Raw genomic sequence first — 12,920 nt, 5'->3', positions numbered from 1 at the left:
CCCGAGGCTACCCCGGACCCGTGCCGGGGCGCCCGTCGTCGTGGGTCCCGGACACCCCCAGGCGCACGGTGCGGTCGGCCATGACGGCGGCCTCTGAGAGGTCGTGGGTCACCACGACGGCGGTCACCCCGGCCGCCCGCAGCACCTCGCGGATCTGCACGGCGAGGCGTTCGCGCAGGTCCGCGTCCAGGGCGGAGAGCGGCTCGTCCAGCAGGAGGACGCGGGGGGAGGGGGCCAGCGAGCGGGCCAGGGCCACGCGCTGCGCCTGGCCGCCGGAGAGGCTCTGCACCGGCCGGTCCGCCAGTTCCGCGAGCCCGACGAGTGCCAGCAGCTCCGCCACCCGGGCGCGCCGGTGCGCCCGGTCCCACCCGGCTGCCTCGAGCCCGTAGCCCACGTTGCGGGCCACGGTGCGGTGGGGGAAGAGCTGTCCGTCCTGGAACACCATGCCCACGCCGCGCCGGTGGGTGGGCACGGAGGTCACGTCCTGCCCCCCGATCTCCACGGACCCGGCCACCACGTCCTCCAGGCCCGCGATGCCGCGCAGCACCGTGGACTTGCCCGAGCCGGAGGCGCCCACGAGGGCCACGATCTCGCCGGGCGCGAGCGTGAGGTCCACGCCGCGCACCGGCACCGCACCGTCGGGGTAGGCCACGCTCAGGCCGCTCACGCGCACCCCCGCCCCGGCGGGCGCGCCTGGCGTGCCGCCGCCGTCGTGGCAGACCGCCGCACCGCTGGCTTTCCCTGGGTGGGGCGTGCGCCCCTCCGCCGTGCTCACCACGCGCCTCCCGCTCCCGCCGCGCCCCGGGGACGCAGCCTCTCGCACACCAGCATGATCGCGGCGCTCAGCACGGCCAGCACCGTGGCCGCGGCGAGCGCCATCCCGTAGTTGTCCGCGCCCGGCCGGCCGAGCAGCCGCACGATCAGCACGGGCAGCGTGGGTCGGTCCGGGCTGGCGAGGAAGCTCGTGGCCCCGAACTCACCGAGGGACACCGCGAACGCGAACCCCGCCGCCAGCCCTAGCCCACGCGCCAGGAACGGCCCGTCCACCGTGGCCAGCACGCGCAGCGGCCCCGCCCCGAGTGTGCGGGCGGCCTCCCGCAGCCGCGGGTCGACGGAGGCCAGCACGGGCACGAGCGAGCGCACCACGAGGGGCAGCGCCACCACCGCCTGCGCGAGCGGCACGAGCAGTCCCGAGGCGGCCAGGTCCGGCGCCTGCGCCCGCAGGGAGACGACGAACCCGAAGCCCACCGTCACGGCGGAGACGCCGAGGGGCAGCAGGACGGCGCCGTCGAGCCAGCGCTGGGCCCGCCGGGCGAGCGCCGAGCGCACGGGCCGCGTGAGCAGGAGCGCCAGCGGCACGCCGGCGAGCAGGGTGAGGAGCGTGGCGTCCACGGCGGTGCGCCACGAGTGGTCCAGCGCCTCCAGGGGCGTGGTGCCGCCGGCGAAGCCGGCCCCCGAGCTCGTGGCCAGCAGGGTGTAGTTGCGCAGCCCCCACCCCTGGCTCGAGTGGAAGGAGCGGAGCACGAGGGTGCCCAGCGGCAGCAGCACGAGCGCCGCGGTGGCCAGCGTGGCGGCCACGGGCAGCGCGTCCGCGCGGGTGAGGCGGCGCAGCGGGGCGTCCCGCAGGCGCAGGGCGCGCACGCTCCGCGCCGCGGTGGCCCCGGAGATCCCGACGGCGGCCATGACCACCAGGAACTGCAGCGTGGAGAACACCGCGGCCACCCGCAGGTCCAGGTACACCGAGGTCTGCACCCAGATCTCGGACTCGAGGGTGCCGTAGCCCGGCCGGCCCAGGGTCTGGACGATCCCGAACGCCGAGGAGCAGAAGAGGAACACGAGTGCGGCCGAGCTGGCCACGGCGGGCGCCAGCTGCGGGAGGGTCACGGTGCGGAACGCGCGCCAGGGCGAGGCCCCGAGGGTGCGCGCGGCCTCCTCCTGCCGCGGGTCCAGCGACGCCCACAGCGCGCCCACCTGGCGGACCACCACGGAGACGTTGAAGAACACGAGGGCCAGCACGACGGCGGCGGTGGACTGGTCCAGGCCCGTCCACCCCAGCGGCCCGCCGGGGGCCAGCACGGCGCGGAACGCCACGCCCACGACGACGGTGGGCAGCACGAACGGGACCGTCACCACCGCGCGCAGCAGCGCGCGGCCCGGGAACGCCCGGCGGTGCAGCACGAGTGCGGCCGGCAGCCCGAGCAGGAGGGCGGCCACCGTGCCGGCCGCCGCCATCCCCAGGGTCTGCCCGAGGATCCGCCATGTGCGCTCGCGGGCGAGGACCTCGCCGAACGCGGTGAGGTCCAGTGCGCCGTCCGCGGACACGCCGCGCCACAGCATGGCCGCCACGGGCCACGCGAAGAACACCGCCAGGAACGCGAGCGGCACGACGGCGGCGAGCAGCCACCACGCGCCGATCCCGTCCCCGCCGGCCCGCGTGCGGCGCCGTCGCCGTCCGCCCGCGGGGCGACCCGGGGGCGCGAGGACGGGCTCGGCGAGCGCGGGCGGGCCGGGGACCTGAGAGGTCACTTCCCGGCGTGCTCCTCGTGCAGCGCGGTCCACTCCTTGAGCAGCTCCTCGCGCTCGGCGTCCACGGCCTTCGGATCCGGGGAGATGGGGTCCTCGGCGAGGGGGGCGTTCTCGGCCCACTCGGCGGGCAGCTCCACGGACTCGTCGATCGGGTACATGTACATGGACTCCGGCAGCGCCTTCTGCACGTCCTCGGAGAGGAGGAAGTCGATGAACGCCTGCGCGCCCTCGGGGTTCTTCGCGCCCTCGACGACGCCGGCGTACTCCGTCTGCGGGGTGCAGGAGGCCTCCAGGACGTCCGTGGCCGGGGCGAACGCGGGGGAGGAGGAGTAGGAGAGCACGATCGGGTACTCGCCCTTGCCCTCGCCGCCGGAGAAGTCGGTGTAGTACGCGTCCGACCACGAGGCGTCCACCTTGGCGCCGCCGTCGAGGGCCTTCTCCCACCAGCCCCTCCAGTCGTCACCGAACTCCTCCTTGGTGGCGGCCAGGAGGGCGAGGCCGGGGGAGGAGGTCACGGGGCTGGTGAGCACCGTCAGCGTCGCGTACTGGGGGTCGGTGACGTCCTCGAGGGAGTCGGGGACCTCCACCCCCTCCGCCTCGAACCACGGGGTGTCCACGTTGAGGCACACCTGGCCCTGGTCCACGGGGATCATCCGGCCCTCGACCACGCGGTCCTTCGCGGACTCGGGCAGGTTCGCGGGGGTGTACTCGGCCACCACGCCCTCGTCGATGAGCCGGTGCGTGGAGTGGTCCTCGATGCCGTACACGCCGTCCACCGTGGGGTGGTCCTTGGCGAGCAGCAGCTGGTTGACCACGGAGCCGGCGTCGCCCGGGGCGGTGGTGGAGAGCTGGTGGCCCGACTCCTGCTCGAACCGGGCGATGAGCTCCTCGGGCAGCGCGAAGGAGTCATGGGTCATGATCGTGACGGTCTTGCCACCGCCCGCGGAATCGGAGCCGGAGGCGGCGGAGCCGGACGTGGTGGCCGCGGCCGCGGCGTCCGCGGAGCCCGCCGCGGAGGAGGAGCCGGAGCCCCCCTGGCCGGAGAGCGAGCAGCCCGTGAGGGCGAGGGCGGCGACGGAGAGGGCCGCCAGCGCGGCGGTGCGCGGGCGGCGGGCGTGCTCGGTGGCGGTGCGGGTCATGCGGGTCTCCTCCTGCGCGGCGGGAGGGGCCGGGGGCGGGCCCGCGGCATGCGGACGCCCCGGGAAAGGGTCTCGACTTCCTTCGCCGGTGCGAGCCGGAGCAGGTTCGAGGGTCTGCGGCGGACCGCACTCTCAGCGCCGCTGCGGCGCTCCCCTGTCGATGTGGACTGGAGCCAGCCTATCGCGTCCGCGCCGACCTTAGACTGCACGCGTGAGCACCCCCGACGAGGCCGCGCCGGCCGGACCCGCCCCCGCCCCCCAGGTCGCGCCGGCGACGCCGGCCTCCGACTGGGACATCCGCCGGCCGCACCGGATGTGGCCGCGCATGCTCGTGATCGTGCTGACGCTCGCGGGCCTCGTGGTGCTCGTGCAGTTCCTGCAGGGCATCTCCTCCATCATCGCGCCCGTCTTCCTCGGGCTGAACCTCGTGATCGTGGCCTACCCCCTGCAGCGCTGGCTGATCGAGCGCGGCGTGCACCCCGTCCTCGGGGCCACGGCCACGGTGCTCCTCGTGGTCACCGTGCTGGCCGTGTTCGTGGGGCTGATCTTCTGGTCCGGGCTCGAGCTGGTGAGCTCCCTGCCCGAGTACGCGGGGCGGTTCCAGGCGATCATGCAGGACGTCTCGGCGTGGCTGTCCTCCCAGGGGCTCACCCCGGACATGGTGAACGCGCAGCTGCAGGCCGTGGACATCAAGCAGGTCACGGGCGCCGCCGTCACCGCGCTGACCGCCATCGCGTCCAACGTCTACGCGGTGGTGGGCCTGCTGATCACCGTGGTCATGGGGATGTTCTTCCTGGCCATGGACTCCATGGCCGTGGAGCGCCGCGTCCGGCTGCTGAGCTCGGCTCGCCGGGAGTTCGGCCAGGCGCTCATGGACTTCGCGGGCGGCGTGCGCCGGTACTGGGTGGTGACCACCGTGTTCGGGCTGATCGTGGCCGTCCTGGACGTCGTGGCGCTCCTGGTGATCGGCGTGCCGATGGCCCTCGTGTGGGGCGTGCTGAGCTTCCTCACCAACTACGTGCCCAACATCGGCTTCATCATCGGCCTGATCCCGCCGGCCATCCTGGGCCTCGCGGAGGGCGGCTGGCCCGCCTTCCTCGGCGTCGTCATCAGCTACTCGGTGCTCAACTTCGTGCTGCAGTCCATCATCCAGCCCAAGGTGGCCGGGGACGCGATCGGCGTGATCCCCACCGTCAGCTTCCTCTCCCTGCTGTTCTGGGCGTGGGTCCTCGGCCCGCTCGGTGCGATCCTCGCCCTCCCGTGCACCCTGCTGGCCAAGGCCATCCTGATCGACGCCGATCCGAACGCACGGTGGATCAACTCGCTGATCGCCTCGGACCTGAAGGGCATGGAGCGGAGGCAGTCCACCCTTCTGGCCCGGCTGCGCGGCGGCTCCTCCGCGGAGGAGGGCAGCCACACGCGCGAGGAGGCGCGCGGGGTGAGCGTGGGCCTGAGCCCCGCGGAGGCCCGGCGCGCCAAGCGGGGGCAGCGCCCCGCCGGGGTCAGCGGCGTGGGGGAGCGGCCGGAGGATGCGGGGCCGCCGCTGAGTCCGGCCCCGGAACCCGTGGCCGGTCCTGCGGACGGGGCTGCACCAGCACCAGGTCGGTGAGGGAGCCGGCCAGGCGCAGCAGGGGAGGCGCCGGGAAGCGCAGCTGACGCCGTCCCGGGTGCAGCTCGGCCGTGAGCGCCGTGGCCGCCTCCTCCGTCGGCGCGTCCTCGAACGCCGGCCGCAGCACGTGCCCGCCCATCGGGACGGCGTCCACGAGCGAGCGCACCCCCTGCTCGGCGGGGTCGTAGGCCTCGGGCAGCGCGCCCCCGGGCACGGTGCGCACGCGCAGCGCACGGCCTGCCGCGTCCGGCGTGCCCTCGAGTCCGCGCAGCGCGGCCGCGCCGACCGCGTGCTCGGGGTGGAACCGGTCGGCACGCCAGTGCACCGCCAGCCGTCCCGGCTCGACGAAGCGCATCCAGCCGCCGAGGTGGCCCGGTCCGCCGAAAGGCCCGCTCCCCGGACGCCGGGGCAGGGCGGTCCAGACCACGCGCGTGACGCCCAGCAGGCCCGCGAGCTCGGCCTCCGCCTGGGCGGCGCTCCAGCCCGGGTTGACCTCCGGGGCCAGCACGGCGTCGGCGTCGACCACGGCGGTGCCCGCCCCGTCCGTCACCCACGAGTCGCGGGAGGCGGCCAGCAGCGGGGTGCGCACGGGGAGCCCGGCGGCGCGGGCGATCGCGCCGCCCACCGCGGCGTCGCGGTGCACGCCGACGTCGGGGTGCCGGGAGCGCGGGTCCAGGCGCCAGTGCACGGCCTCGCCGGCGGGCAGGAACGTGGGGCCGGTGCGGCCGACCAGGGGGGTGTCGAGGGGGACCGGGAGCTGCTCGACCGCGCCGGGGAGCAGGCGCGCGGCCGCCGCACGGTCCTCGGGGTCCACGAGGACGGCGACGTCGGCCGCCTCGGTGAGGGTCTCCGCGAGCCCGGCGATCGCGTCGCGGGTCTCCTCCAGCAGCGCGGCCGAGGGGTGGCGGGGCGGCAGGGCGAGCCAGACGCGCTCCGGCCGATCGGGGGCGTCGGGGTGCTGGGCCATGCCGGGGCGTCTCCTGGGGGTGGGGTGCGGTCCCCACCGAGCATAGGGTGTGCCCATGCACCTGCTCCTGCGCACCCTCTGGGTCCTCGCCCGGGCCCGCCGCCGCCCCCGCCTCGGCGTGTGGGACGCGGCCTCGCTGCCCCTGCGCGCCCTGCCCACGGACGTGGACATCGCGTGGCACATCAACAACGGCCAGTACTTCGGCCTCTTCGACCTCGGCCGCTTCGACCTCATGGCCCGCGCCGGCGTCATGAGCGCATTCCAGCGCCGGGGATGGACGCCCGTGGTCCAGGCCGAGCAGGTCGCCTTCCGCCGCTCCGTGACGCTGGGCCAGGCCTTCAGCATCGAGACGAAGTGCATCGGCCTGGACGAGCGGGCCGTGTGGTTCGAGCAGCGCGTCGTCGTGGACGGGGACGTGGCGGTGCGCGCCTTCATCTGCACGCGCCTGCGCGCGAAGGACGGCACGCCGGTGACCAACGACGTCGTCCGCGCCGCCCTCGCCGAGGCGGGCCACGACCTGAGCGCCGAGCCCACGGTTCCCGAGTGGCTCCACGGCTGGCGTGCCGACGTCGCGCTGCCCTCCGCGCGCACCCCCCTGCCCCACGCCTGGCGGGCCGGCGCGGACCACCGCTGAGCCCGCGGCCGCGCCTGCCGCCTCGGGCCCGCCTCCGGGGCCCGGGTCACCCGGCGTCCCCGCGTTTGCGCCGGAGCCCCCCGGACAGACAGGGTGGAGGCATGGAAGAGAGCCGCGCCGCCGCCCCGCACGAGACCGATGCACTCCTCGAGGCGACGGGCGGCATCCCCGACCCTGCCGACCTGCAGGGCCTCGCCGACGAGGCGGTCGAGCAGGTGCGCGCCTGGCTCGAGGACGCGCGCGGCCACGAGGCCGACTTCGCCGCCCAGCAGCTGGCCGCGGCGCTCAAGGAGCCGGGCGGCCTGGACTTCATCGTGCGCTTCGTGGACCACGTGATCCGCCCCGAGGACCCCGCCATCGCGGCCCGCGCGCTGCGCGAGCTCGCCCAGCAGCGCCCGGGCTTCCTGCCGCCGGCCCTGCGCGCCGTCTTCGACGTCGGCGGCCGCGCCGCCCCGCTGGTGCCGCGCATCGCCGTGCCGGTGGCACGCCGCGTGCTGCGCCAGATGGTCTCCCACCTGATCGTGGACGCCCGTGACAAGCAGCTGGGCAAGGCCCTCGAGACGCTGCGCGACGAGGACACGCGCCTGAACATCAACCTCCTCGGCGAGGCCATCCTCGGCAAGGGCGAGGCCGACCGCCGGCTCGAGGGCATCGCCGAGCTCATCCGCCGCGACGACGTGGACTACGTGTCCGTGAAGGTCTCCGCGGCCACCGCCCCGCACGCGCCCTACGCGTACGACGAGGCCGTGGAGGACATCACCGCCCGCCTCACGCCGCTCTACGAGCTGGCGCGCGAGAAGCGCACCTTCGTCAACCTGGACATGGAGGAGTACCACGACCTCGACCTGACGCTCGACGTGTTCATGGGCCTCCTGGAGAAGCCGCAGCTGCGCGACTACGAGGCGGGGATCGTGCTGCAGGCCTACCTGCCGGACGCCCTGGGCGCCATGATCCGCCTGCAGGAGTGGTCCGCGCGTCGCGTCGCCAGCGGCGGGGCGCCGATCAAGGTGCGCGTGGTCAAGGGCGCGAACCTGCCCATGGAGCAGATGCAGGCCTCCCTCATGGGCTGGCCGCTGGCCACCGTCGCCTCCAAGCAGGAGGCGGACACCAACTACAAGCGCGTGCTCAACTTCGCGTTCACCCCCGAGCACCTCGCGAACGTGCGCATCGGCGTGGCAGGCCACAACCTCTTCGACGTCGCGCTGGCCCACCGCCTCATGGAGCGCCGCGGGCTGCCGAAGGACGCGGTGGAGTTCGAGATGCTGCTCGGCATGGCCACCGGCCAGGCCGCCGCCGTGAAGAGGAGCGTCGGCTCGCTGCTGCTCTACACCCCCGTGGTGAAGCCCTCCGAGTTCGACGTGGCGATCTCCTACCTGGTGCGCCGTCTCGAAGAGGGGGCCTCCCACGAGAACTTCATGTCCGCCGTCTTCGACCTGGACGCGGACCCGGCGCTCTTCGACCGGGAGCGCGAGCGCTTCCTCGCCTCCCTGCGCCGGCTGGACACCGCCGTGCCCCGCCCGGCCCGCGGCCAGGACCGCTCGCGCGGCGTGGACGGGGAGACCCCTGCCCCCGTGGACGGCTTCGCCAACACCCCGGACACCGACCCCTCCCTGCCCGGCAACCGCGCGTGGGCCCGGCAGATCCTCGAGGCGATCCCGCGCTCCACCCTGGGCACGGACACGGCCCGGGAGCACGCCGCCACGAGCGCCGAGCAGGCCCGCGCCGCGATCGCCGCGACCGAGGAGCCCGGCGCCTGCTGGGGCGCACTGACCGGCCACCAGCGCGCGGACGCCCTCGACGCCGTCGGGCGGGCCCTGCACGCCGGCCGCGCCCGCCTGCTCGAGGTGGCCGCGTCCGAGACCGGCAAGACCCTGGACCAGGGCGACCCCGAGGTCTCCGAGGCTGTGGACTTCGCCCACTACTACGCACGCCTGGCCCGCGGCCTGGACGAGGTGGAGGGCGCGCGCGCCGTGCCCGTGCGCCTGACGCTCGTGATCCCGCCGTGGAACTTCCCCGTGGCCATCCCCGTGGGCGGCGTCCTCGCGGCGCTCGGCGCCGGCTCGCCCGTGGTGTTCAAGCCCGCCCCGCAGTCCGAGCGCACGGGCGCCGTGGCGTGGGAGCTCATCGTGCAGGGCCTGCGGGACTCCGGCCTGTTCGAGGGCGACGGCGCGCTCGCCGGCGTCGACCCGGCCGACCTGGTGCGGCTCGTGACGATGGCCGACGAGGACGAGGAGGAGGTGGGCACCGCGCTGGTGACGGACCCCGCCGTCGAGCGCCTCATCCTCACCGGCGGCTACGAGACCGCCACGTTGTTCAAGGGCATGCGCCCGGACCTGCACCTGCTGGCCGAGACCTCCGGCAAGAACGCGCTGATCGTCACGCCCTCCGCGGACCTGGACCTCGCCACCCGCGACGTGGTCACCTCCGCGTTCGGCCACGCCGGGCAGAAGTGCTCCGCCGCCTCACTCGTGATCCTGGTGGGCTCCGTGGGCTCATCCGAGCGCTTCCGCCGCCAGCTGCTGGACGCCGCCTCGTCCATCCACGTGGCGCACCCGGACGACCCCCGCGCGCAGATGGGCCCCGTGATCGAGGAGCCCGGCGAGAAGCTGCGCCGCGGCCTCACCGAGCTCGGCGAGGGGGAGTCCTGGGCGCTCGAGCCGCGCTCCCTCGACGACACGGGCCGGCTCTTCAGCCCCGGCGTGCGCGCGAACGTGCGCCCCGGCGCGGACGCGCACCTCACCGAGTACTTCGGCCCCGTGCTCTCCGTGATGACGGCCGCCACCCTCGAGGAGGCCGTCGAGCTCGCCAACGCGGTGGACTTCGGCCTCACCTCCGGCCTGCACTCGCTGGACCCGGAGGAGATCGACTACTGGCTCAAGCACATCCAGGCGGGCAACCTCTACGTCAACCGCGGCATCACGGGCGCCATCGTGCGCCGCCAGCCGTTCGGCGGCTGGAAGCGCTCCGTCGTCGGGCCCACCACCAAGGCGGGCGGCCCGCACTACCTGCACGGCCTGGTGGACTGGGAGGACGTGCCCACGTGGCTCACGAGCCCCGAGTCCTCCTCGACGGAGACCGCCGAGGGCACCGCGGGCGGCGTGGACCCCTCGTGGCTGCAGACGGCCCGGAAGCTGGACGAGAAGGCGTGGACCACCGTGTTCGGCGCCGACCGGGACATCTCCGCCCTCGCCGCCGAGCGCAACGTGCTGCGCCATGTGCCCACCCCCGTGCTGGTGCGCTGGGCGTCCGGCCCGGCGGAGCACCTCCTCCGCGTGGTGTCGGCGGGCCTGCGTGCCGGAGCGCCGCTGACCGTGAGCCTGAACCACGTGCCCTCCACCGAGCCCGGCAGCGCCGCCGACCTCTCGGCCGCCGCCGTCCGCGGCCAGGTGGAGGAGCTCGCCCGCTCCGTCCGCAAGGACCACGCCGACGGCGGCGTCACGCCCGTGGCCGTCGTCGTGGAGGACGCCGCCGCGTTCCACGAGCGCGCTCGGCGGATGGCCGAGGTGCCGGCCACCGCGGAGGGCGGCGGGGACGCCCGCATCCGCCTCATCGCGGACTGGACGGGCGACCGCGACGGCGCCGTCGCCGCCCGCGCCGCGCTGAACGAGGCGCTCGGTGACTCCCCGGACGTGGCGGTCTACGCCGGTCCCGTGGTCTCGGCGGGCGAGGTGGAGCTGCTGCCCTTCCTCCACGAGCAGGCCGTCTCCGTCACCGCGCACCGCTTCGGCACCCCCGATCACCTCACGGACGAGGTGCTCTGACGGCTCGGCGTCGGCCCCGTCCCGGTGAGGGGCGGGGCCGAGGTCCGGCAGGGGCCCGGGACACCGCGTCGGATCCCGGCGGGGCGGGTGTCGGAACCGTGGGATGTGGGGCACCATTGGTCGGGTGAACAACAGACTTCTGATCGTCGCCGCACTCTCGCTCGGCGCCGCGGTCCTGGTCCTGGTCGCAGTCATCGGCAATGGCGCCTGGTGGGTGTTGGCCGCGATCATGATCGCGCTCCTGATCCTGGCCATCTACGACGTGACGCAGAAGCGCCACGCCATCCTCCGCAACTACCCGGTCATCGGGCGGATGCGGTACCTGCTCGAGTCCATCCGACCCGAGATCCAGCAGTACTTCATCGAGCGCAACTTCGACGGCAAGCCCTTCGACCGCGACACCCGCTCCCTCGTGTACGCCCGCGCCAAGGGCCTGGACGCCCACAAGGCGTTCGGCACCGAGCGGGACACCTCGGAGATCGGCTACGAGTTCCTCCTCCACTCCTCCGCGCCCGTGAACGCGCCGGAGGAGCCCCCCACGGTGCGCATCGGCGGCCCGGACTGCACGCAGCCCGCGGACATCTCACTGATGAACATCTCATCGATGTCCTTCGGCTCGCTCTCCGCCAACGCGGTGGTGGCCATGAACAAGGGCGCCGGCATGGGCGGCTTCATCCACGAGACCGGCGAGGGCGGCCTCACCAAGTACCACCGCGGCAACGGCGCGGACCTGTTCTGGGAGATCGGCTCCGGCTACTTCGGCTGCCGCAACGAGGACGGCACGTTCAGCGCCGAGCGCTTCGCCGCCAAGGCCGTGCTCCCCGAGGTCAAGGGCATCACCGTCAAGCTCTCGCAGGGCGCCAAGCCCGGTCTGGGCGGCATGCTGCCCAAGGAGAAGATCTCCAAGGAGATCGCCGAGGCCCGCGAGATCCCCATGGACCGCGACTGCCTGTCCCCGGCCTCGCACTCCGCGTTCCGCACCCCCCGCGAGATGGTCCGCTTCATCGGGCGGCTGCGCGAGCTCTCGGGCGGCAAGCCGATCGGCATCAAGTTCTGCGTGGGCTCCCGCGTGGACGTGCTCGCCATGTGCAAGGCCATGTGGGAGGAGCGCATCGCTCCGGACTTCATCATCGTGGACGGCTCCGAGGGAGGAACCGGCGCCGCCCCGCTGGAGTACTCGGACCGCGTGGGCACCCCGCTCACCGAGGGGCTCATGCTCGTGCACAACGCCCTGGTGGGCACCGGCCTGCGCCACATGATCAAGCTCGGCGCCGCCGGCAAGGTGGCCACCGGCTCGGACATCGTCAAGCGCCTGATCCAGGGCGCCGACTTCACCATGTCCGCGCGCGCCATGATGATGGCCACCGGCTGCATCCAGGCGCAGAAGTGCCACACGAACGAGTGCCCGGTGGGCGTGGCCACGCAGGACCCGCGCCTGGCCCGCGCCGTCGACGTGGAGGACAAGTCGAACCGCGTGTTCAACTACCACCGCCTCACCGTCCGCGAGGCGGTGCAGATCATGGCGTCCATGGGCGTCTCCCACCCGTCTCAGCTGAACACCCGCATGATGCGCCGCCGCGTGGACCACCTGAGCACCCGTTCCTACGCGTCCATCTACCACTGGCTGCGCACGGACGAGCTGCTCAACGACCCGCCAGCCGGCTGGGACCTCGACTGGGAGGAGGCGGACGCCGACCACTTCGGTGAGCACGCCCGGATCGACTACCTCACGGACCGCAACCCCGAGTGGCGCTCCGAGCTGGCCGCCCCGGGCCGCGACGGCGAGCAGGGCCAGGCGCCCTCGGCCCTGTCCCGCGCCGGCTCCTCCCTCGCCACGAAGGACCGGATCGCCGTCGAGCCGCGGGATGCGAACGGGGTCTCGCTGAGCACCTCCCCCATGCCCAGCGTCGCCTCCCTCAAGGAGGGCGAGACCCTCTACGGGCGCACGGTGGGCCGCCTGGCCCAGGCCGTGGGCCTCGGCAAGGACGACGACGCCTCCGCCAGTCCCGTCCCGGGCCCGTCCGGGGACTCGGCGGCGGCCGCCAAGACCGACGCCGACTGGTCCGACCAGTCCCCGCGCCGCGGCCATGCGGACGCCGCGAGCGAGCTGCCGCCCGAGGCCGGGGCACGCCCCGAGCGCCAGGACGGCGAAGAGGTCTCCGACGGCGACGCCACCGGTCGCGTCGAGGATGAGCCGCGCGGCGAGGGCCGCGTCGTCTGACCCGACCCGCCGTCCCCCTCGACGAGCCCTGCGCTGCTGCTCCTGTCCGCCCCGGACAGGAGC

At 74.5% G+C, this 12,920-nt stretch carries 8 protein-coding genes and 1 riboswitch; of the genes, 4 read left to right on the top strand and 4 right to left on the bottom strand.

Annotated elements, in window-relative coordinates:
- Positions 1 to 7 precede the first annotated feature (7 nt).
- The 3 genes from AAG742_RS09865 to AAG742_RS09855 form a co-directional block, all read right to left on the bottom strand.
- Entirely contained in the window at positions 8 to 667 is a 660-nt protein-coding gene (locus AAG742_RS09865; protein ID WP_248116213.1) for an ABC transporter ATP-binding protein, read from the bottom strand.
- A 104-nt stretch (positions 668 to 771) separates the two neighbouring features.
- Positions 772 to 2,415 (bottom strand): iron ABC transporter permease, encoded by a 1,644-nt coding sequence (locus AAG742_RS09860; RefSeq protein ID WP_298985362.1) that lies wholly within the window; start codon positions 2,413 to 2,415, stop codon positions 772 to 774.
- 107 nt (positions 2,416 to 2,522) lie between these two features.
- Positions 2,523 to 3,665 carry a thiamine ABC transporter substrate-binding protein gene (locus AAG742_RS09855; protein WP_343282101.1) on the bottom strand — a complete coding sequence of 381 codons (1,143 nt, stop codon included), beginning with the start codon at positions 3,663 to 3,665 and terminating at the stop codon, positions 2,523 to 2,525.
- Positions 3,666 to 3,725: 60 nt separating this feature from the next.
- A riboswitch (TPP riboswitch) is annotated at positions 3,726 to 3,831 on the bottom strand.
- A gap of 45 nt (positions 3,832 to 3,876) precedes the next feature.
- Between AAG742_RS09855 and AAG742_RS09850 the strand changes: the two genes are divergently transcribed.
- Entirely contained in the window at positions 3,877 to 5,274 is a 1,398-nt protein-coding gene (locus tag AAG742_RS09850; RefSeq protein ID WP_343282100.1) for an AI-2E family transporter, read from the top strand.
- Here the strand turns inward: AAG742_RS09850 and AAG742_RS09845 are convergent.
- Positions 5,168 to 6,241, bottom strand: coding sequence for an agmatine deiminase family protein (locus AAG742_RS09845; RefSeq protein ID WP_343282099.1), 1,074 nt, complete (start codon positions 6,239 to 6,241; stop codon positions 5,168 to 5,170). The genes AAG742_RS09850 and AAG742_RS09845 overlap by 107 nt on opposite strands.
- 55 nt (positions 6,242 to 6,296) lie before the next feature.
- Between AAG742_RS09845 and AAG742_RS09840 the strand changes: the two genes are divergently transcribed.
- The 3 genes from AAG742_RS09840 (at position 6,297) to AAG742_RS09830 (ending at position 12,857) form a co-directional block, all read left to right on the top strand.
- On the top strand, positions 6,297 to 6,875 hold the full coding sequence (locus AAG742_RS09840; RefSeq protein WP_248116221.1) for an acyl-CoA thioesterase: 579 nt from the start codon (positions 6,297 to 6,299) through the stop codon (positions 6,873 to 6,875).
- A 101-nt stretch (positions 6,876 to 6,976) separates the two neighbouring features.
- Complete coding sequence (locus AAG742_RS09835) at positions 6,977 to 10,636, top strand: bifunctional proline dehydrogenase/L-glutamate gamma-semialdehyde dehydrogenase (RefSeq protein WP_343282098.1); 3,660 nt, start codon at positions 6,977 to 6,979, stop codon at positions 10,634 to 10,636.
- Positions 10,637 to 10,739: 103 nt separating this feature from the next.
- Positions 10,740 to 12,857, top strand: coding sequence for a glutamate synthase-related protein (locus tag AAG742_RS09830; protein WP_298712391.1), 2,118 nt, complete (start codon positions 10,740 to 10,742; stop codon positions 12,855 to 12,857).
- Positions 12,858 to 12,920: the final 63 nt, after the last annotated feature.

It is taken from the genome of Micrococcus sp. 2A, from assembly GCF_039519235.1.
Classification (GTDB): Bacteria; Actinomycetota; Actinomycetes; order Actinomycetales; family Micrococcaceae; genus Micrococcus.
This window is presented reverse-complemented; position numbering and strand designations above follow the sequence as displayed.